General features: G+C 65.3%; 14 protein-coding genes and 1 pseudogene. 10 read left to right on the top strand and 5 right to left on the bottom strand.

All coding sequences use genetic code 11. The features are described 5' to 3' along the window. Positions 1-55: 55 nt before the first annotated feature. The 4 genes from AAFF19_RS16200 (at position 56) to AAFF19_RS16185 (ending at position 7,292) form a co-directional block, all read left to right on the top strand. A complete protein-coding gene (locus AAFF19_RS16200) occupies positions 56-2,038 on the top strand; it encodes a DNA topoisomerase IV subunit B (RefSeq protein ID WP_342720560.1) in 1,983 nt (660 codons plus the stop codon). Positions 2,039-2,131: 93 nt separating this feature from the next. After that, entirely contained in the window at positions 2,132-2,920 is a 789-nt protein-coding gene (locus AAFF19_RS16195; RefSeq protein WP_008906005.1) for a lytic transglycosylase domain-containing protein, read from the top strand. Next, positions 2,917-5,274 carry a DNA topoisomerase IV subunit A gene (gene parC / locus AAFF19_RS16190; RefSeq protein WP_182119791.1) on the top strand — a complete coding sequence of 786 codons (2,358 nt, stop codon included), beginning with the start codon at positions 2,917-2,919 and terminating at the stop codon, positions 5,272-5,274. The genes AAFF19_RS16195 and parC overlap by 4 nt, the downstream gene beginning before the upstream one ends. Before the next feature lie 212 nt (positions 5,275-5,486). Continuing rightward, positions 5,487-7,292 carry a methyl-accepting chemotaxis protein gene (locus tag AAFF19_RS16185; RefSeq protein WP_342720559.1) on the top strand — a complete coding sequence of 602 codons (1,806 nt, stop codon included), beginning with the start codon at positions 5,487-5,489 and terminating at the stop codon, positions 7,290-7,292. Positions 7,293-7,372: 80 nt separating this feature from the next. Here the strand turns inward: AAFF19_RS16185 and AAFF19_RS16180 are convergent, their stop codons facing one another. Then, entirely contained in the window at positions 7,373-7,831 is a 459-nt protein-coding gene (locus AAFF19_RS16180) for a RidA family protein (RefSeq protein ID WP_008906002.1), read from the bottom strand. A gap of 207 nt (positions 7,832-8,038) precedes the next feature. On the opposite strand from AAFF19_RS16180, the gene AAFF19_RS16175 reads away from it, so the two are divergent. The 3 genes from AAFF19_RS16175 to AAFF19_RS16165 all read left to right on the top strand — a co-directional run bounded on the left by AAFF19_RS16175 (position 8,039) and on the right by AAFF19_RS16165 (position 13,397). Beyond that, positions 8,039-10,537, top strand: coding sequence for a DNA internalization-related competence protein ComEC/Rec2 (locus tag AAFF19_RS16175; RefSeq protein ID WP_342721867.1), 2,499 nt, complete (start codon positions 8,039-8,041; stop codon positions 10,535-10,537). 83 nt (positions 10,538-10,620) lie between these two features. After that, entirely contained in the window at positions 10,621-12,138 is a 1,518-nt protein-coding gene (locus tag AAFF19_RS16170) for a circularly permuted type 2 ATP-grasp protein (RefSeq protein ID WP_182119789.1), read from the top strand. Positions 12,139-12,437: 299 nt separating this feature from the next. Further along, a complete protein-coding gene (locus AAFF19_RS16165; protein ID WP_008905998.1) occupies positions 12,438-13,397 on the top strand; it encodes an alpha-E domain-containing protein in 960 nt (319 codons plus the stop codon). Positions 13,398-13,444: 47 nt separating this feature from the next. Here the strand turns inward: AAFF19_RS16165 and AAFF19_RS16160 are convergent, their stop codons facing one another. Both AAFF19_RS16160 and AAFF19_RS16155 read right to left on the bottom strand, forming a co-directional pair. Next, entirely contained in the window at positions 13,445-13,759 is a 315-nt protein-coding gene (locus AAFF19_RS16160) for a VF530 family protein (RefSeq protein WP_342720558.1), read from the bottom strand. 34 nt (positions 13,760-13,793) lie between these two features. Next, positions 13,794-14,711: a LysR family transcriptional regulator gene (locus tag AAFF19_RS16155; protein ID WP_008905996.1), complete on the bottom strand. Its 918-nt coding sequence runs from the start codon at positions 14,709-14,711 to the stop codon at positions 13,794-13,796. 171 nt (positions 14,712-14,882) lie between these two features. Between AAFF19_RS16155 and AAFF19_RS16150 the strand changes: the two genes are divergently transcribed. Both AAFF19_RS16150 and AAFF19_RS16145 read left to right on the top strand, forming a co-directional pair. Further along, entirely contained in the window at positions 14,883-15,764 is an 882-nt protein-coding gene (locus tag AAFF19_RS16150; protein ID WP_342720557.1) for an alpha/beta hydrolase, read from the top strand. A 190-nt stretch (positions 15,765-15,954) separates the two neighbouring features. Next, positions 15,955-16,920, top strand: coding sequence for an IS30 family transposase (locus AAFF19_RS16145; RefSeq protein WP_342720556.1), 966 nt, complete (start codon positions 15,955-15,957; stop codon positions 16,918-16,920). 49 nt (positions 16,921-16,969) lie between these two features. Here AAFF19_RS16145 and AAFF19_RS16140 read toward each other — a convergent pair whose 3' ends face one another. Beyond that, positions 16,970-18,142, bottom strand: coding sequence for a pyridoxal phosphate-dependent aminotransferase (locus tag AAFF19_RS16140; protein WP_342720555.1), 1,173 nt, complete (start codon positions 18,140-18,142; stop codon positions 16,970-16,972). 88 nt (positions 18,143-18,230) lie between these two features. Here AAFF19_RS16140 and AAFF19_RS16135 point away from each other — a divergent pair, with 88 nt between their 5' ends. Then, entirely contained in the window at positions 18,231-19,667 is a 1,437-nt protein-coding gene (locus AAFF19_RS16135; RefSeq protein ID WP_342720554.1) for an NAD-dependent succinate-semialdehyde dehydrogenase, read from the top strand. Between the two features lie 116 nt (positions 19,668-19,783). On the opposite strand, the pseudogene AAFF19_RS16130 reads toward AAFF19_RS16135, so the two are convergent. Further along, positions 19,784-21,010, bottom strand: a pseudogene (locus AAFF19_RS16130) (IS110 family transposase). Positions 21,011-21,353: the final 343 nt, after the last annotated feature.

The raw sequence follows: 21,353 nt of genomic DNA, 5'->3' as shown, positions 1-21,353 counted from the left end.
GTTAACTGGTTTTATATCCAGCTATTGATGCGTTGCCGCACTACAATCCGCCGCTATGTCTGCCAAACCGTCTTCTGCCTCTGCCAGCGAATATTCCGAAGGCTCGATCCGCGTGCTCAAGGGCCTGGAGCCCGTCAAGCAACGCCCGGGCATGTACACGCGCACCGACAACCCGTTGCACATCATCCAGGAAGTGCTGGACAACGCGGCCGATGAAGCACTCGCCGGTTATGGAAAAAAAATCCGGGTCACGCTGCATGCCGATGGCTCGGTCAGCGTGGAAGACGACGGCCGGGGCATCCCCTTTGGCATGCACCCCGAGGAAAACGCCCCGGTGATCGAACTGGTGTTCACCCGCCTGCACGCGGGCGGCAAGTTCGACAAGGGCAAGGGCGGCGCCTACAGCTTTTCGGGCGGCCTGCACGGTGTGGGCGTGAGTGTGACCAACGCTTTGGCCACCCGGCTCGAAGCGACGAGCTACCGCGAAGGCAAGGCGGCGCGCCTGGTGTTCTCGGCTGGCGACGTGATCGAGCCCCTGGTGGCTCGCCCGCTGGAGGCGGGTGAGCGCAAGCAGGGCACCTCGGTGCGCGTGTGGCCCGACGCCAAGTATTTCGAGTCGAGCGCGCTGCCCATGGGCGAACTCACCCACCTGCTGCGCAGCAAAGCCGTGCTCATGCCGGGCGTGACCGTGCAACTGGTGAACGAGAAAACCCGCGACACGCAAACCTGGCAGTACAAGGGCGGCCTGCGCGATTACCTCATGCAGACGCTCAACGGCGACCCGGTGATCCCGCTGTTTGAAGGCGAGGGTTTTGCCGACCGCAACAACGAAAGTTTTGCCGAAGGCGAGGGCGCATCGTGGTGCGTGGCCTTCACGGAAGACGGCCAGCCCGTGCGCGAGAGCTACGTCAACCTGATTCCCACCAGCGCGGGCGGCACCCATGAAAGTGGCCTGCGCGATGGCCTGTTCAATGCCGTCAAGAGCTTCATCGAACTGCACAGCCTGCTGCCCAAGGGTGTGAAGCTGCTGCCTGAGGACGTGTTTGCGCGCGCCAGCTATGTGCTCTCAGCCAAGGTCCTCGACCCGCAGTTCCAGGGCCAGATCAAGGAACGCCTGAACTCGCGCGACGCGGTACGGCTGGTGAGCGGCTTTGTGCGCCCTGCGCTGGAGCTGTGGCTGAACCAGCACGTCGACTACGGTAAAAAGCTCGCCGAGCTGGCCATCAAGGCCGCGCAAACCCGCCAGAAGGCCGGTCAGAAGGTCGAAAAGCGCAAGGGCTCGGGCGTGGCAGTGCTGCCGGGCAAGCTCACCGATTGCGAAAGCAGGGACATCGCCCACAACGAGGTCTTCCTGGTCGAGGGCGACTCGGCCGGTGGTAGCGCCAAGATGGGCCGCGACAAGGAAAGCCAGGCCATCCTGCCGCTGCGGGGCAAGGTGCTCAACACCTGGGAGGTCGAGCGCGACCGCCTGTTTGCCAACAACGAAATCCACGACATTTCGGTAGCGATTGGCGTGGACCCGCACGGCCCCAACGACACGCCGGATTTGAGCGGCCTGCGCTACGGCAAGGTCTGCATCTTGAGTGACGCCGACGTGGATGGCTCGCACATCCAGGTGCTGCTGCTCACGCTCTTCTTCCGCCACTTCCCCAAGCTCATCGAGACCGGACACATCTACGTGGCGCGCCCGCCGCTGTTCCGCGTGGATGTACCCGCGCGCGGCAAGAAGCCCGCCGCCAAGATGTATGCGCTGGACGATGGCGAGTTGACGGCCATCCTCGACAAATGCGCCAAGGACGGCGTGCCCAAGGAGAAGTGCCAGATCAGCCGCTTCAAGGGCCTGGGCGAGATGAACGCCGAGCAGCTGTGGGAAACCACGCTCAACCCCGACACCCGCCGCCTGCTGCCCGTGCAACTGGGCGACATGGACTTTGCCGCCACCGAAGGCCTCATCACCAAGCTCATGGGCAAGGGCGAAGCCGCCGCCCGCCGTGAGCTGATGGAGCTGCATGGCGACGCGGTCGAGATAGATATCTGACCGCATCGACGCGCTCCGCCCGGTGTTTGTGATCAAAATATGAATAAAAACAGTGCCCTGCGCTTGTCTGTATTGGGTTTGTTGCTATGTTTAATGCAGCATTCGGCCCATGCAGACCTGTGGGCGCATGTGGACGAGCGCGGCGTGACGCACTTTGCGGCCGAGCAGCTGGATTCCCGCTACCAGCTGTTCTTTCGCGGCACCGACTTTGACTCCACCCGCGATGCTCCAGAGCAAGCGCCCGCCATGCCCTACGCGTTGCCTGCCAATGGTGCGCGCTTGCTGGCATTTTTTGACATCGCACCAGACTACAAGCGCGTAAAGCACCACCTGCGCGCAGCCTCTGGCCAACACGGCGTGGACTACGAGCTGCTGCAGGCCGTAATTGCCACCGAATCTGGCTTTGACGCCGCTGCGGTGTCGCCCAAGGGTGCCGTCGGCCTGATGCAGGTAATGCCGAGCACGGCCAGCCGGTTTGGTGTGCGGGCCGATGCCAAGCGCACCGTGGAGCAAAAGCTGGCTGACCCGGCGGTGAACGTGCCTACCGGCACGCGCTACCTGCGCTACCTGCTGGACCTGTTTCCCGGTCGCATCGACCTGGCGCTTGCCGCCTACAACGCGGGTGAAGGCGCCGTGCAGCGCGCGGGCAACCAGATACCCGCATACAAAGAAACGCAGAACTACGTGCGCACCGTGATGGGTCTGTACACCCAGCTCAAGCCGCCAGCGCCCGTGCTGGCCCAGCGCGCAGCGCCCGGCCGCGTTCGCATGGAGCTTTCGGGCGGCGCGCAGAACCGGGGCAACCTGCCGCCCACCCGCGTGGCGCAGACACCAAACGGCCCACAGAACGTGAATCAAGCAGAACCTGTATCCAACGAATGAGCGACCAACCCACTCTCGATTTCACCACCGCAGGCGACGACGGGGGCGACTCCCTGGGCCTGGCGGGCTACGCCCAGCGCGCCTACCTTGAATACGCGCTTTCGGTCGTCAAGGGCCGTGCGCTGCCCGATGTGTGCGACGGCCTCAAGCCCGTGCAGCGGCGCATTCTGTATTCGATGGACCGCATGGGCCTCGGCTACAGCGGCCCCACGCGCAATACGGCCGCCAAGCCGGTCAAGAGCGCCCGCGTGGTGGGCGATGTGCTGGGCCGCTTCCATCCCCACGGCGACCAGTCGGCCTACGACGCGCTGGTGCGCATGGCGCAGGACTTTGCCCAGCGCTACCCACTGATCGACGGCCAGGGCAACTTCGGCAGCCGTGATGGCGACGGCGCTGCCGCCATGCGCTACACCGAAGCGCGCCTGTCGCGCATCACCAGCCTGCTCCTGGATGAGATCGACGAGGGCACGGTTGATTTCATGCCCAACTACGACGGCTCCACCACCGAGCCGCGCCAGCTGCCTGCGCGCCTGCCGTTTGCGCTGCTCAACGGAGCCAGTGGCATTGCGGTGGGCCTGGCCACCGAAATCCCCAGCCACAACCTGCGCGAGATTGCCGACGCCTGCATTGCGCTCATCAAGACGCCTTCGCTCAGCGCCGAGGATCTGCTGGCCATCGTGCCCGGGCCGGACTACCCCGGCGGCGGACAGATCATCAGCACCCCTGGGGACATTGCCGACGCCTACCGCACGGGCCGCGGCAGCCTCAAGGTGCGCGCACGCTGGAAGATCGAGGACCTTGCGCGTGGCCAATGGCAGCTGGTCGTCAACGAACTGCCGCCCGGCGTGAGCACGCAGCGCGTGCTCGAAGAGATTGAAGAAATCACCAACCCCAAGGTGAAGGCGGGCAAAAAGGCACTGAGCCAGGACCAGACGCAACTGAAGGCCAGCATGCTGGCGGTGCTTGACGTGGTGCGTGACGAGTCGAGCAAAGATGCCCCCGTGCGCCTGGTGTTCGAGCCCAAGACGGGCAAGACCCCGCAGCAGGAGCTGATTACCGCGCTGCTGGCGCACACCAGCCTGGAGACCTCGGCGCCCATCAACCTCACCATGGTGGGTCTGGACGGCAAGCCCGTGCAGAAGTCGCTGCGCCAGATGCTGGAGGAGTGGATCGCCTTCCGCCAGACCACCATCACCCGCCGCAGCCAGCACCGGCTGGACAAGGTGCTGGACCGCATCCACATCCTGGAAGGGCGGCAGACCGTGCTGCTTAACATCGACGAGGTGATCGCCATCATCCGTCAGGCCGACGAGCCCAAGGCGGCGCTGATTGCGCGTTTTAACCTCAGCGACCGGCAGGCCGAAGACATTCTAGAAATCCGCCTGCGCCAGCTCGCGCGGCTCGAAGCCATCAAGATCGAGCAGGAACTGAAAGAACTGCGCGAAAGCCAGGGCAAGCTCGAAGACATTTTGAACAACCCCGGCTCGCTGCGCCGCACCATGGTCAAGGAGATCGAGGCCGACGCCAAGATCTTTGCCGACGCGCGCCGCACGCTGATCCAGGCCGAGAAGAAGGCCGTGGCCGAGGTGAAGGTGGTGGACGAGCCCGTCACGGTGATCGTCTCGCAAAAAGGCTGGGTGCGCGCCCGCACGGGCCATGGCCACGAGGCCGCCAGCTTCGCCTTCAAGGCAGGGGACGGGCTTTATGGCACGTTCGAATGCCGCACGGTAGATACCTTGCTGGCCTTTGGCAGCAATGGCCGCGTGTACTCGGTGGCGGTGTCGCTGTTGCCCGGCGCGCGTGGTGACGGCCAGCCGGTGACCACGCTGATCGAACTGGAATCGGGCACTCAACTGCTGCACTACTTTGCGGGTCCTGCCAACGCCACGCTGCTGTTGTCCAACTCGGGCGGGTACGGCTTTCTGGCGGCGGTCGAGAACATGGTCTCGCGCCAGAAGGGCGGCAAGGCCTTCCTCACGCTGGGCGAGGGCGAAACCGTGTGCGTGCCGTCACACGCCGCAGGCAGCACGGGCAGCAAGCCGGTGCTGCCTGCCACGCACGTGGCCTGCGCCTCCACGGGCGGGCGCATCCTCACGTTCGAGATCACCGAGCTCAAAACCATGGCCAACGGCGGCCGGGGGCTGATGCTGATCGACCTGGAAGACAAGGACACGCTGGCCGGCGCTGCGGCCTACACGCGCAGCATTCGCCTGGATGGCATCGGCCGGGGCGGCAAGCAGCGCGATGAGACGCTGGAGATCCGCAGCCTGAACAATGCCCGCGCCGCGCGAGGCCGCAAGGGCAAGGCCGCGGACCTGGGCTTCAAGCCCAACGCGGTGACGCGGGTGGAATAAGTCCGCTGCCGAGACCCATCGCCGCAGCGCAACGGGCTGCTGCGGCGCACTGCCTTTTTGCAGTGATGCACGGACGTGCAGGTAGCGTGCAAGTGTGGGTGCTGCAGAGCCCGCCATGCTGGGGATCACCCTCGTGCGGTGCACGGCGATTTGTGCAATTGTGAAAAAACGCGCAACATTTGCATACAAGCACAACACCGCAGGAGGCCTTCATGCTTAACCAACTCCGGATTGCCCACAAGCTGTGGGCGGCGGTGATTCTGATCGTGGTCATGCTGGTGGCTGTGGTGGGTTTTGCGGCGTACCGCTCTGCCAAGGTCCAGGTCCAGGCTGACGCTGTCGCCAAGGAAATGGAATCGCGCGTGCAGGCCGCATTGCGCTGGTCAGGGCTCACGGAGACGAATGCGGCGCGCACCCAGGCGCTCATTGTCAGCAGTGACCCGGCCGTGGAGGCGGAATTCAAGGACGTGATTGCCGCCACGTCGGCCCAGATCAGCGAGGTGCAGAAGTCGCTGGAATCCATGGCACTCTCCGACGCCGACAAGGCGCAGATGGCCAGGATCGCGGCGGCACGCAAGACCATGATCGACCTGCGCGGCGAAGCGCGCAAGCTCAAGAGCGACGGCCAGCAGGACCAGGCGGTGACGCTGATCAACCAGAAGTACAACCCTTCGGTGGTGGCCTACATCACCACCCTGCGCGATTTCGTGCAGCAGCAGCAAAAGAACGCCGAAGACACCCAGAAAGCCATGGCGGCCGAGCGCATGCTGACCGTCAAGATTGCTGCAGTGGCGGTGGGCCTGCTGCTGCTGGCGATCATTGTGGGAGCCCATTACCTGATTGGCAGCATCCAGCGTCCCCTGGAGCAGGCCAGCGGGCTTGCCGAGCGCATTGCGGGAGGTGATCTGAGCATGCAGGAGACCGTGACGCGCGGCGATGAGTTTGGTGACCTTCTGAGGTCGCTTTACGCCATGACCAATGCCCTCGGCCGCATGGTGCACCAGGTGCGCCAGAGCACCGACAGCATCGCCATCGCCAGCGCCGAGATTGCCACGGGCAACCACGACCTGTCGGCCCGCACCGAGCAGACGTCCAGCAACCTGCAGGAGACGGCGGCTGCGATGGAGGAGTTCACCAGCACCATCCAGCAGAGCGCGGGCAGCGCCCAGCAGGCCAGCAGCCTGGCGGCGGGCGCCACGGGGGTGGCGCGCCGGGGCGGCGAGGTGGTGACCCAGGTGGTGGCCACCATGGAGGACATCAACCACAGTAGCAAGAAGATTGCGGACATCATCGGTGTGATCGACGGCATTGCGTTCCAGACGAATATCCTGGCCTTGAACGCGGCGGTGGAAGCCGCGCGCGCCGGTGAGCAGGGCCGGGGATTTGCCGTGGTGGCCAGCGAGGTGCGCAGCCTGGCCCAGCGCAGTGCAGACGCCGCCAAGGAGATCAAGCAACTCATCAGCGCGTCGGTGGAAAAGGTGGAGACCGGCTCGCGCCTGGTCACTGACGCGGGCACCACCATGACGGATATCGTGCAGTCGGTGCAGCGCGTGACGGACATGATCGGCGAGATCACGGCGGCATCGTCCGAGCAGAGCGCGGGGGTCTCCCAGGTCAACAAAGCCATCAGCAACCTCGACCAGATGACCCAGCAGAACGCCGCATTGGTGGAAGAAAGCGCGGCTGCGGCCCAGAGCCTGCGCGAGCAGGCCGACCACCTGGCACGCGAAGTTTCGATGTTCAAGGTGAACGCTGCGAGCTATGGCCCCGCGCAGGCCGCCATGGGTGCGGCGCGCGCCACGGCGGCCCTGCGCCCCAACATGCCCACTGCGGACACCGCCCGTAGCGCGCAGGGTGCGGCAAAGAGCAGCCCCGCAGCTCCCGCATCTCCCACAACGATGCCCCGTGTGGCTGGGGCGAGTACTGCTCCATCCGGCAAACCCGCTGCACTGCCCGCCCAAGCCAGCCGCAAGGCTGCAGCCACCGCTGCGTCGGAGGACGACTGGGAGTCTTTCTGACCCTGCAGGCCCGCCGCCAGCCGTAAAAAAAACCCATGGCATTTCTGCCATGGGTTTTTGCCTGGTGGGCAGGATGGCGGTCAGGCCAGTTCTGCGATCAGCTCGATTTCAACGCAGGCGCCCATCGGAATCTGTGCCACACCGAAGGCGCTGCGGGCGTGCACGCCTTTCTCGCCAAAAACCTGGCCGAGGAGTTCGCTGGCGCCGTTGGTCACCAGGTGCTGCTCGGTGAAGTCGCCCGTGGAGTTCACCAGGCTCATGACCTTGACGATGCGCTTGACGCGGTTCAGATCACCGCCGCAGGCCGCCTGCAGTGTGCCCATCAGGTCGATGGCCACCGCGCGCGCCGCCTGCTTGCCTTCCTCGGTGCCGATGTCGCGGCCAAACTGCGCCGCCCAGGGCTTGCCATCCTTGCGGGCGATGTGGCCGGAGAGGAACACCAGGTTGCCCGTCTGCACGTAGGGCACATAGGCCGCCGCAGGCACCGACACGGGGGGCAGTGTGATGTTGAGTTCTTTCAGTTTGTCGTAAACGCTCATGGTCTTCCTTGGTGTGACGTGAGAGATGCGGGAGTGCAGCCGTTGGCGGGGCTGGGCCGGGCCCGACGGGCCAACACTGCGCGGGTGGCCGGAAGTGTTACACAGCCCGGTTCGCAGAATCCAGCCCGGCGGCTGCTGGCGCCGCATTAGCATCACCCCATGCCCACCATAAGCACGCCTAATGCCGCCGTCCCTGATTCGGGGTGCATGGGCCGGGGCGTGGTCGGCGGGCGCGCTGCGGGGCACACCGCCGCCGCGGCCTGGCGGGTGCCGGCGTGCCTGATGGGCCTGGTGCTGGGGGCGGCCCTCCAGCTGCAGCAGCCCTGGCTGTGGGCAGGTGCGGTGTATGGCATGTGTCTGGTGGGGGCCTGTCTGCTGGGCTGGGGTGTGCGGTGGGCCAGCACCCGCCTGCGATGGCGACCCGCGGCGACCACGGCGCTCACCCTGGGTGCGGCCGCCCTCGCCATGTTCGCGGTGTGCGGCCTGCGCGCGGTGGCGTTTGCCGAGCAGGGGCTCGCACCTGCGCTGGAGGGGCGGGACATCCGGGTGACCGGCGTGGTCGCGACCATGCCGCAGAGCAATGAGGCCGGCTCCCGCATCCGCATCAACGTCGAGTCTGCGCACCTCTATGGCACACCGGTGCAGCTGCCCCCACGCATCGAGGTGGCGTGGTATGGGGGTGCCTTTCGCGATGCTGCGGGGGTGGTGGACCTGCAACGCCCAGCGCCGGCACTGATTGCGGGGGAGCGCTGGGCGATGACAGTGCGCCTCAAGGCCCCGCACGGGCTGCGAAACCCGCACGGTTTTGACGCTGAACTCTGGATGTGGGAGCAGGGCGTGCAGGCCACGGGCTACGTGCGAGCGGGGCCGCGGGATAAACCGCCCGCGTGGATGGCGGCAACCTGGCGGCACCCTGTGGAAAGGGCCCGCCAGGCCGTGCGCGATGCGATCCGCGAGCGCCTGGTGCACGGTGCGGAGGATGCGGACCCTGCGCGCACGCGCCTGGCGGGCGTGGTGGCAGCGCTGGTGACCGGCGATCAGCGGGCCATCGACCGTGCCGACTGGGATGTGTTTCGTGCCACGGGCGTCGCGCACCTGATGAGCATTTCGGGCTTGCATATCACCCTGTTTGCCTGGTTGGCAGCGCTGGTGGTGCGCGCGTTGTGGCGGCGCTCCACGCGGTTGTGCCTGGCAGTGCCCGCGCCGTCCGCAGCGCTGGCCGCTGGTGTGGTGCTGGCCACTGCCTACGCGCTGTTCAGTGGTTGGGGTGTGCCTGCACAGCGCACGGTGATCATGCTGGCCACCGTGGCACTGCTGCAGCTCAGCGGAAACCGGTGGCCCTGGCCGCAGGTGTGGCTTTTGGCGTGTGCTGCCGTGGTGGTGGCAGACCCGTGGGCGCTGGGCCAGGCGGGGTTCTGGCTGAGCTTTGTGGCGGTGGGGATGTTGTTTGCTACAAATTCAGTAGCTTATGGCGCTTATCAGTCAAGCGCTGGAAGGCATTTTTATGCCTTACTGCGGGAGCAGTGGGTCGTCACGCTCGCACTCACGCCGCTGTCGCTGTTGTTGTTTGGGCAGGTGTCTCTTGTAGGGTTTGGGGCGAACCTGGTGGCGATTCCGTGGGTGACGCTGGTCGTCACGCCGCTGGCGTTGGGCGGGGTGTTGTGGCCGCCGTTGTGGAGCCTGGCCGCACTCAGCTTGCAGCCTCTGGCCGCCATGCTGCAATGGCTTGCGCAGTGGCCGTGGGCCGTGGTGTTCCTGCCGGCGGCGCCGTTCTGGGCCGGGTTGCTGGCGGTAGCCGGGGGCGGCTTGCTGGCAATGCGCCTGCCCTGGGGGCTTCGGGTGGCTGCACTGATGCTGCTGTGGCCCGCCCTGGGGTGGTATCCGGTGCGGCCCGTGCCCGGGCAGTTTGAAGTGCTGGCCGCCGACATCGGCCAAGGCAACGCCGTGTTGGTGCGCACGGCCAGCCACACCCTGCTCTACGACGCGGGGCCGCGTTTCAGCCGCGAGAGCGATGCGGGCCACCGCGTGCTGGTGCCGCTGCTGCGCTCGCTGGGCGAGCGGGTGGACATCCTCATGCTCAGCCACCGCGATGCGGATCACACGGGAGGGGCCGCAGCGGTGCTTGCACAGCAGCCACAGGCCCAGTTGGTGGGCTCGCTCGACGCAGAGAATGCCCTGCATGCCGTGCGGCCTGTCCGCCCGTGTCTTGCGGGCCAGCGCTGGGAGTGGGACGGCGTCGTTTTTGAAGTGCTGCACCCCCGGCCTGGTGACGAAGGTATCCGTGCCCTGCGCCCCAACGCACTGAGCTGCGTGCTGCGCATCGTGGCGGCAGGAGGCAACGCCCCTGCCGCGATGCTCGCGGGCGACATCGAAACCCTGCAAGAGCATGCCCTGCTGGAGCGCGGAGCGAACCTGAAGGCAGATCTTCTGCTCGTGCCGCACCACGGCAGCAAAACATCGTCTTCGCCGGGATTTCTGGATGCCGTCCAGCCACGCACGGCTTTGGTGCAGGCGGGCTACCGCAACCGCTTTGGTCACCCCGCCGAAGACGTGATGCAACGCTATCGCGTGCGCGGCATTGAGGTAGTGGAATCCGCACGCTGCGGCGCCGCCACGTGGGCGTCTTCATCCCCCGCGGTGGTAGCGTGTGAGCGCGACACGGGCCGGCGCTACTGGCAGCACCGGGTGGTGCCCACGGTGGATTGACCCGGCCGGCGCGGCCGCGCAGCCACCGGCGTTTCCGTTCGCCGGGCGTACAACTTGCTATCCTGAGGGCAGGAGGCCGGTTCATGCAGAAATTCGATGAGATGTACGCCATGCTGCCCTTTGATGGCAGCGATGTGCGCGACCACTACAAGCGCTATGCGCAGTGGCTGGGCAAACAGCCCCAGGACGCGATGCAGGCCCGCAGGGCCGAGGCCGAGATGATCTTCCGCCGGGTGGGCATCACCTTCGCCGTTTACGGCGCAAAGGACGAGGGCGGCGCAGGCAACGAGCGCCTGATACCGTTTGACCTGATCCCGCGCATCATTCCCGCCCACGAGTGGAGCAGCATGCAGCAGGGGCTGGTGCAACGCGTGACGGCGCTCAACCGGTTCATCCACGACGTCTACCACGGCCAGGACATCATCCGGGCGGGTATCGTTCCCGCCGACCTGATCCTGCACAACGCCCAATACCGGCCCGAGATGGCCGGGCTGCAGGTGCCTCAGAACATCTATGCGCACATTGCCGGCATCGACATCGTGCGCGCACCCAATGCGCAGGGCGAAGGCGAGTACTACGTGCTGGAGGACAACCTGCGGGTGCCCAGCGGCGTGAGCTACATGCTCGAAAACCGCAAGATGATGATGCGGCTCTTCCCGGAGCTGTTCAGCCTGCACAAGGTCGCGCCGGTAGCGCACTACCCCGACATGCTGCTCGAGACCCTGCGCGCCAGCGCGCCCGCAGCGGCCGACGAGCCCACGGTGGTGGTGCTCACGCCCGGCATGCACAACAGCGCCTACTTCGAACACGCCTTCCTGGCCCAGCAGATGGGCGTGGAGCTGGTGGAGGGACAGGACCTGGTGGTCAAGGACAAGTTCGTTTACATGCGCACCACGCGGGGCCTGCAGCGGGTGGACGTGATCTACCGCCGCGTGGACGACGACTTCCTCGACCCGCAGGTGTTTCGCCGCAACTCCACGCTGGGGTGCCATGGCCTCATGGAGGCCTACCGCGCCGGCAACGTGGGCATCTGCAACGCCGTGGGCACCGGCGTGGCCGACGACAAGTCGGTGTACCCCTACGTGCCCGAGATGATCCGGTTCTACCTGGGGCAGGAGCCCATCCTCAAGAACGTGCCTACCTGGATGTGCCGCAAGCAGGATGACCTGCAGCATGTGCTGGCCCATCTGAAAGATCTGGTCGTGAAGGAAGTGCACGGCGCGGGTGGCTACGGCATGCTGATCGGCCCGGCCGCCACGCAGGCCGAGATCGAGGACTTCCGCCGCGCGCTGCTGGCCAACCCGGCGGGTTACATCGCCCAGCCCACGCTCAGCCTGTCCAGCTGCCCCACCTTTGTGGAAAGCGGCATCGCCCCGCGCCACATCGACCTGCGGCCTTTCGTGCTCAGTGGTCGTGAAGTGCAGATGGTGGCCGGTGGCCTCACGCGCGTGGCGCTGCAGGAGGGATCGCTGGTGGTCAACTCGTCACAGGGCGGGGGCACCAAGGACACCTGGGTGCTGGGCGAGCACGCGGCGGGGCCATCGGTTCAGTCGCAGTCGCAGACCATGGGTGGCATGACGCAAACGCAAGGGAGGTTTTGAGATGCTGAGCCGTACCGCCGACCATCTGTTCTGGATGTCTCGATACACCGAAAGGGCAGAAAACGCCGCCGAAGGCGGTGTTTCGATACAACATCGCATGCGTGCGCAGCACGTGCGGGGTTCTCTGCCCGCATCGATCAGGGAGGTCGTATGCTGAGCCGTACCGCCGACCATCTGTTCTGGATGTCTCGATACACCGAAAGGGCAGAAAACGCCGCCGAAGGCGGTGTTTCGATACAACATCGCATGCGTGCGCAGCACGTGCGGGGTTCTCTGCCCGCATCGATCAGGGAGGCCGTATGCTGAGCCGTACCGCCGACCATCTGTTCTGGATGTCTCGATACACCGAAAGGGCAGAGAACACCGCCCGCATGCTCAACGTGAGCTACGAAACCTCGCTGTTGCCGCAGTCTGCCGTTGTGGCACAGGAGAGCTGGGAGGGGTTGCTGTCCATCAGTGAACTGATTCCTGCCTACACCGCCCGGCACGGCAAGGTCACACCGCAGAACGTGCTGGAGTTCATGGTTCGTGATGGAGACAACCCTTCCTCCATCCTGTCGTGCCTGCGTGCCGCGCGCGAAAACGCGCGGGCCGTGCGGGGCGCGCTCACGACTGAAGTGTGGGAGACGCAGAACCAGACCTGGCTGGAGCTCAACCGGCACCTTCAGGCAGGTGCTTTCGAGCGCGATGCGGGGCAGTTCTTTGAATGGGTGAAATACCGCTCACACCTGTCGCGGGGTGTGGTGTTGGGCACCATGCTGCAGGACGAGGCGTTCCACTTTCTGCGCATGGGCACGTTTCTGGAGCGGGCAGACAACACGGCGCGCTTGCTGGATGTGAAATTCCACGCCGTCGAGAACGACTTTTTCGGACGTGCCAGCGAGCGCCACCAGGAAAATGACTTTTATCACTGGAGCGCCATCCTGCGCAGCGTCTCGGCGTTCGAGGTGTACCGCAAGGTGTATCGCGACGTGATCACCCCCGGCCGCGTGGCAGACCTGCTGATTCTGCGCCGTGACATGCCGCGCTCGCTGCACGCCTGCCTGCGCGAAGTGGTGGACAACCTCGCGGTGCTGGCCAACGAGCAGTCTGCCGAAACGCAGCGCAGGGCCGGGCGCCTGCTGGCCGATCTGCAATACGGCCGCATTGACGAAATACTGGCGACCGGCCTGCATGCGTTTCTCACGCAGTTCCTCGACCGTGTGAACGACCTGGGGGGCGGTATCAGCCGCGACTTTCTGGTGGCCGCGGGCGACTGACACCCGAGGCATGGGCTTCTTGCGCGCGCAGGTGGACGCTGAAGGTCTCAGTCCTGCGCGTTGCGCCGCTGGTCGCGCAGCATGAAGAGGTAGAGGCTTTCGACCTTCTCCCGCGCCCAGGGGGTCTTGCGCAGAAATTTCAGGCTGGATCCCACGCTGGGGTCGATCTGGAAGCAGCGGATGGGGATCTGCCGCCCCAGCTCTTCCCAGCCAAAGTAGTCGGCCAGCGCCACCACCATGGCCTCCAGCGTCACCCCGTGCAGCGGGTTGCGGGGCTGCCGGGTTGGTGTGGTGCCCGGAGCAGAGGGCTGGGCTTCAGTGGCGGATGAACCGGGTGTGGGGGTGGGCTCGGTGGCGTTCATGGGCGCAAGCATAAAGCCGCCGGGCAGCGCAGGGTCAGGCAGACTGGCGCAGATCGGTTTCACGCTGGAAGAGTTCTGCCGCCCAGTCCACAAACGCCCGCACCTTGGCGCTCAGATGCCGGTTGGGGGGGTACACCACGTACACGGGCAAGGGCGGCTGGGTCCATTCGGGCAGCAGTTGCACCAGGGTGCCCTGGTCAAAGTGCCGCTGGGCCTGAAAGGCGGTGATCTGGCCAATGCCAAGGCCTGCGACGAGGGATGTCACATAGGCATTGCTCTCGTTCACGCTCAACTGGTAGGGGCCGGTGATGTCGATCGATTCGTCGCCCTGGCGGAACTCCAGCGGATAGTGTCTGCCGCTTTGCGCAGAAAAGTAGATCACGCTTGTGTGTTTCTCCTCGATCTCGACCGGATGGCTGGGGGTGCCCTTGCGCTGGAGGTAGTCGGGCGAGGCGACCGTGATGAAATCCAGATTGCCAATGCGGCGTGCCACGAGCGATTGGTCGGTCAACTCGCCCCCACGGATCACGCAGTCCACGTTGTCCCCGATCAGATCCACCATGCGGTCACTGACGCCCAGGTCCACCTGGATGTCCGGATAGCGGGCATGAAACTCCGCCAGGTGCGGAATGATGAGCAGCTGTGCCACCGAGGTACCCACATCCACGCGCAGCCGCCCGCGCGGGTTGGCCCGGGCGTTGGTCATGCTGGCCTCGATGTCGTCCAGGTCGGTCAGCAGCCGAACCGTGCGGTCGTAATAGGCCGCGCCATCGGGCGTCACCGTCACGCGGCGTGTGGTGCGGTTGAGCAGCTTCACGCGCAGGCGCTCCTCCAGCGCCTGCACATGTTTCGTCACCGTGGCTTTGGGCAGGCTCAGCGAATCGGCCGCCCGGGTGAACGTGCCGGCCTCCACCACCCGCACGAATATGCGCATGGCCTGTATCTGGTCCATGGCTTCTCCTTGAATCTGGAACTCGGAAGAATTCTCACACGCCAGGCGCGCGATGATTGTTGGCTGTTTGGAAACACTGCGGCGGTGTTTTGCCGGTTTATATGCTGGCCAGGAGCCACTACATTTCATCCATCGTCAACCGACGCTCCACCTACTTGATGGGTATCTGCCATGCAGCCCGACCGGCCATCGTCGTCATCTTCGCCATCGCAGCCCGCGGCAGCGTCTGCCAGGGCGTCCGGGGCGGCTTCTTCTGTCTGCACCGATTCCACCATTGAGGTGGCCCAGGGGCAGGACGTGGCGGTGCGCATGTACGGCCGCAAGAAGACCGGCCAGGCGTCCCCGGTGGTGGTGCACTTTCATGGTGGTGCCTTCACGTCGGGCAACCTGGACATCGGCTGCACGGTGGCCTCGATGCTGGAGGGTGCGGGGGCCGTGGTGGTGTCGGTGGCGTATCCGCTCACGCCCTTTCCGCAGCCGGTGGACACGGGCTACGGTGTGCTCAAGTGGGTGCACAAGCACCGCACCAGGCTCGGCGGGCAGGGCGCCGCGGTTTACCTGGCGGGCGAGGAGGCCGGCGGCAACCTGGCAGCGGCCGTGGCACTGATGGCGCGCGACCAGTCGCACCCCCCGCTGGCCGGGCAGATTCTGCTGTCGCCCATGCTGGACCCCTGCGTGGGCACCGCCTCGGTGCGCGAGGCCACGGGCGACGCCACCGGGTGCAAGTGGACAGAGGGTTGGCGCAACTTTCTGCGTTGCCCGCGCGATGCCGAGCACCCCTATGCCGTGCCCGCCGGTGCGCAGCGCCTGGCGGGGCTGCCCCCCACGCTGATCCTGGTGGGCGACACCGACCCCATGCACGACGAGGCGCTGGCCTACGCGGCCCGGCTGGAGGCTGCGGGCCTGCCGGTCACCCGCCATGTGTTCGCCAAGAACCCACAGTGGCCCGATGCCTTGCTGCAGACCGGCCCGCACGAATGCCAGTCTGCGGCGGGTGCGCAGGAGCAGTTCCGGCATTTTTTTGCAGCCACGCACAGCCCGGTGTCGTCCTGACGGCCGCTGCAGCCGAACGGGCGGGGGCGAGATAAGCTATAAAAATAATAGCTGCTAGCGCTTGCCCAGCAAGTGCTAGCGGCAAAAATAGTTGGCGGATTCAAGTACGAAGTGCAACGCAAGTAAACCGAGTTGGGCCAAGAGTGCATAGGATGCATTTTTGTGACCAGCCAGTCCCAAACGTTGCACCATGACCTATACCCACTTGACCCGAGAAGAACGATACCAAATCCACGCACTGCGTCGTCAAAACATAAGCCCGGCAGTGATAGCCGCACAGCTCAATCGAAGCCGATCGACCATCACCCGCGAGCTCAATCGCAACGCTGGAGCCCAAGGCTACAAACCCGCCCGCGCTCATGAGCGGGCCCGTGCCCGCCAAAGGGCACAGCGCAATGCACGCCAGTTCAATGTGCGGCAGTGGAGCCAGGTGCACAGCTATCTGCGCCTGGAGCTTTCTCCCGAGCAGGTCAGCGGACGGCTGCGGCTGGAGGGCGTGCTGACCATCAGCCACGAATGCATCTACCAGCACATCTATGACGACAAACGCAAAGGCGGTGAGCTGATCAAACACCTGCGCTGCCAGAAGGTGCGACGCAAGCGCTACGGCAGCGGACAAGAGCGGCGCGGCACACTCAAAGATCGGCTCTGCATAGAGCAGCGCCCCGCCATCGTTGACGCACGCAGCCGCATGGGTGACTGGGAGGGTGACACCGTGGTCGGCAAGGGCCACCAAGGGGTACTGGTGACCTTGGTGGAGCGCAAGTCCCGCTACACACTGGCGCAGCAACTGGACTCGCGCCACAGCGCAGGGGTGACCGAGGCTGTGATCGCACTGCTGCGACCTCACAAACACTTGTGCGAAACGATCACGTTCGACAATGGCAAGGAGTTTGCTGAGCATGCATTCATCGCCGCCAGTCTGGGGGCGGATGTGTACTTCGCGCATCCCTACCACTCATGGGAGCGTGGGCTCAACGAGAACACCAATGGCCTGTTGCGCCAGTACTTCCCCAAGTGCACCAACCTGCGCCGGGTCTCGCAGCACGAAGTTGACGATGCGCTCTACCGGCTCAACCACCGACCCCGCAAGTGCCTCAACTACCGCACTCCCCACGAGGTGTTCATGGGCTTGGAGATTCGTCCGTTACACTGAAATTCGGTGCACTTTGTAGTTGAATCTGCGGTTCAAAAATCGCTCTGCATCAACCTTTCAACCACCCCCGCAACCTCCCGACTCCTTCCTCCAGCCTCCCCACATCCTGGCTCGCAAAACACCACCGCAGCCAGCCTGACGCCTCACCTCCAAACGCACTGCCTGGCGCCAGCCCCAGCCCGGCCTCCCGCACCAGCCGCTTGGCCAGCGTCAGGCACTCGTCATGCCCGTCGATGTGGAAGAACGCATACATGCCCCCACGCGGCGTGGCCACAGACACCCCCGGCACATCGGCCAGCAGCGGCACCAGCGTGTCGCGGCAGGTTTTCAGGTGCGCCACCAGCGCAGGCGTTACCTCATCCGTGCGCTGCAGCGCCACCGTGGCCCCGCGCTGCACAAACACCGGCGCGCACGAGGTGTTGAACTCGATCAGCTTGCCGACGGCATGCGTCAGCGATGGCGGCAGCACCAGCCACCCAAGGCGCCAGCCGGTCATCAGGAAGCTCTTGGAAAAGCTGTGTGTCACGATCAGCCGGTCCTCGGGCTCAGCCACGTCCAGAAAGCTGGGGGCCGCGCCATTGGCCGTGTCGCCCGCGTAGTACAGCCGCTCGTACACCTCGTCCGCCAAAATCCATGTGCCGGTGCGGCGGCAGTGCGCGAGGATGGTGGCTTGTTCCTCGCGCGTCAGCGTCCAGCCCGTGGGGTTGTTGGGCGCGTTGACGACCAGCAGGCGCGTGCCGGGCGTGATGGCGGCCAGCAGCGTATCCATGTCCAGCTGCCACGCGCCGTGCACGTCGGCCACCAGCGGCACAGTGCGCACCTGCGCACCCAGAATGCGCGGCTGCGCCACCAGGTTGGGCCACACGGGCGTCACCAGCACCACTTCGTCGCCCGCATCCACCAGCGCCTGCACGGCCACCATCAGGCCGTTCACGCCGCCGGATGTCACTGCGATACGGTCAAACCACGCATCGGTATGCTGCTGCGGGTGCAGGCCGTGCATGTAGCCCGCAATCGCGTGGCGCAGTTCGGGCAGGCCCAGGTTGTGGGCGTAAAAGGTTTCGCCCTTTTGCAGCGACGCAATGGCCGCGTCGCGGATGAAGTCGGGCGTCACCTCGTCGCTCTCGCCAAACCAGAACTTCAGCACATCGCTGCGCCCCAGGCCTTCGTTGGCCACTTCGCGGATGCGCGACTCTTCGAGGCTTTGGACTACTTCTCGCATGCAATCTCCTTGAAATACACAGCCATCATCGCAGGCGTATAGTCGTTTTTTTGATTTTTTCACCACCTTGGCTGATCAACCAACGCTCATGACCTATCCCAACACCCAGCTCTTCATCGCAGGCCAGTGGCAAGACGCCGCTGAAGGCAAGACCCTTGCCGTGTTCAACCCCGCCACGGGTAAGGAAATCGGCCGCGTGGCCCATGCCACCAAGGTCGATCTGGACCGTGCGCTGGACGCCGCACAAAAGGGCTTTGAAGCCTGGCGTGACATGCCTGCCGCCGAGCGCGCCAAGACCATGCGCCGCGCCGCCGCCCTGATGCGCGAGCGTGCCGACGCCATTGCCGCCATCATGGTGCAAGAGCAGGGCAAGCCCCTGGCCGAGGCCAAGGTCGAGACCATGGCGTCTGCCGACATCATCGAATGGTTTGCCGACGAGTCGCTGCGCGTGTATGGCCGCATCGTGCCCTCGCGCAACCTCAAGGCCACGCAGATGGTGCTGAAGGACCCGGTGGGCCCCGTGGCCGCGTTCACGCCCTGGAACTTTCCCATCAACCAGGTGGTGCGCAAGCTGGCCGCCGCGCTGGGTGCAGGCTGCTCGATTCTGGTGAAGGCGCCTGAGGAAACCCCCGCCAGCCCCGCCGAACTGATCCGCGCGTTTGCCGATGCCGGTGTGCCCGCAGGCACCGTGGGCCTGGTCTATGGCGACCCCGCTGAAATCTCCAGCTACCTGATCCCGCACCCCATCATCCGCAAGGTCACCTTCACCGGCTCCACGCCCGTGGGCAAGCAACTGGCCGCGCTGGCTGGCAAGCACATGAAGCGTGTGACGATGGAGCTGGGCGGCCATGCACCGGTCATCATTGCGGAAGACGCCGACCTCGAACTGGCCATCAAGATCGGCAGCGGGGCCAAGTTCCGCAACGCAGGCCAGGTCTGCATCTCGCCCACCCGCTACCTGGTGCACGAGAGCATCCGCGCCGACTTCGTGGCCGCGTTTGCCAAGTACGCCCAGGGCCTGAAGGTGGGCGATGGCCTCACGGCCGGCACGCAGATGGGCCCGCTGGCCAACCCGCGCCGCATTACCGCCATGGCCGACTTGTTGGCCGATGCGGTGCAGCAGGGCGCCAAGGTGCTGGCGGGTGGCGAGCGCATCGGCACCGAAGGCAACTTCTTCCAACCGACCGTGCTGAACGACGTGCCTCTGTCGGCCCGCATCGTGAACGAAGAGCCCTTTGGCCCTGTGGCCGCGGTGCGTGGCTTTACCAAGATCGAGGACGCCATTGCCGAAGCCAACCGCCTGCCGTTTGGCCTGGCCGGTTATGCCTTCACCTCGTCGCTGAAAAACGCGCATTTGCTGGCGCAGCGCCTGGAAGTGGGCATGCTCTGGATCAACCAGGCCGCCGCCCCTGCGGCCGAGCTGCCATTTGGCGGCCTGAAGGATTCGGGCTATGGCTCCGAGGGTGGCCCCGAGGCCATCGAGGCGCACCTGAACACGCGCCTGGTGTCGATCATGAACGTGTGAGTGTGACCATCGCGTTTTTTGAACAGGTTCTTAATGTGGAAGACACCCGCCACAAGACGTGCCGACAGCTGACCTGAGGCTGGCCAGGGCCGCAAGGTCAGCGGGCTGATCGAGTCTCAGGCGGCAGCGGGCGTGGCGATGAAACCGTGCTTGCGCAGCATTTTGATCCAGCGCGGCGCGTTGCGCTGAACGTTCAGCGCCTAATAATCGACTTCCTTGTCCTGGTAGTGACTGCCGTTGCTGAGCATGGCATAGATGGTGCGCAGCATCTTGTGGGCCAGGGCCACCACCGACTTCTTGTGGCCTTTTCGGATGGTCAGCGCGTCGAACTTGGCCTTGAGTGCGCAGCGCGTTCGTGCTGCAGCCTGGGCGAACTCGCACAGCAGCCTTCTGACCCAGGCGTTGCCCTTGCGGATGCGCCCGGTTTTGCGCTTGCCGGCGCTCTCGTTGTTGCCTGGGCAGATGCCCACCCAACTGGCCAGGCGCTCTGCACTGCCGAACACGCTCATGTCCGCACCAATCTCCACCAGCAGCATGGCCGCACCCTGCTCTTCGATGCCCGGCAGGGTCTGCAGCAGCCTGAGCTGCGGCTGCCAGGGCCGCAGGCCCTGCAGCAGGTACTGGTCCATGCGGGCGATGCGCTGCTCGATCTGCTCAATGTGCTGCACGATCTCCTGGGCCACAAAGCGGTGCACTGCGCTGAACTGCTCGGTGCTCAGGGCCTCGCACAGTTCTTGTCGACTCGCTCGCAGCCGCCCCTTGTGGTCCAGCACCTCGTGCATGGGTTGGCCCGCGATCAGGGCTTTGACCATGGCACGCGCGCTCTGTCCGTGGATGTCGGCCACCAGCACGTTGATGCGGATGCCCGCATCCACCAGCACCTTGTGCAGCCGGTTCTTCTCGGCGCTACACATGCCCACCAGCTTCTGACGCTGGCGCGCTACCAGGCGAAGCTGGCGCATCTGCACCGGCGGGATGAACGAGGCGCGCAGCAAACCCGCACGCGCCAGCGTGGCCAGCCACTGCGCATCGGCCATGTCGGTCTTGCGACCGGGCACGGCCTTGACATGCCGCGCGTTGACCACCCACGCGATCAGGCCCACCGCCTCCAGCGCCGCAAACGGGCTCTTCCAATACACCCCTGTGCTCTCCATCACCACGACCTCAGGGGCAATCTCCAGCGCCCACTGCGCCAAGGCGCGGCGGTCGCGTTTGAAGGCGCCGAAGTCTCGCTTGGTGACCTCGACCTGGCCATCGTCATGTTCGATAACGGCGCAGGCCGTGATCTTGGTCTGGTGAACGTCCAGCGCAATGACGCGCTTGTGCATCGGGGTCAAATCCATTGCGGCTCTCCTACAGCTTGAATGACAATCACAAGCGTGCGGACCAGCCAAGGTGCCGCCGACCAACGGCCTGCCGGGCAAGCCCGGCGGCTCTCTTTAATGTGGGCTGTCAGGCGCGCTCTGACCCGGCTGGGTCTGGGCAACGCCCGCAGGCAATCCTGGGTACGAGTGGTCGGCAGCGGGTCAAGTTAGCGATCGCGGTCGAGTGCCATCAAAGAATTGACCGACCTCTAACCGTGCTGGCCCGCACGCCTGCAGTGTCTTCCATCATCCAGGGTGAACCAACTGGGTCATGACAGTTAGCGCGTCAGTCACAGGTCCCCGGTGCCATGGGCATCGGGGG

It is taken from the genome of Acidovorax sp. FHTAMBA, assembly GCF_038958875.1.
Taxonomy (GTDB): Bacteria; Pseudomonadota; Gammaproteobacteria; order Burkholderiales; family Burkholderiaceae_C; genus Acidovorax.
The sequence above is the reverse complement of the archived record's forward strand: the minus strand, read 5'-3'. Positions and strand labels throughout refer to the sequence as shown.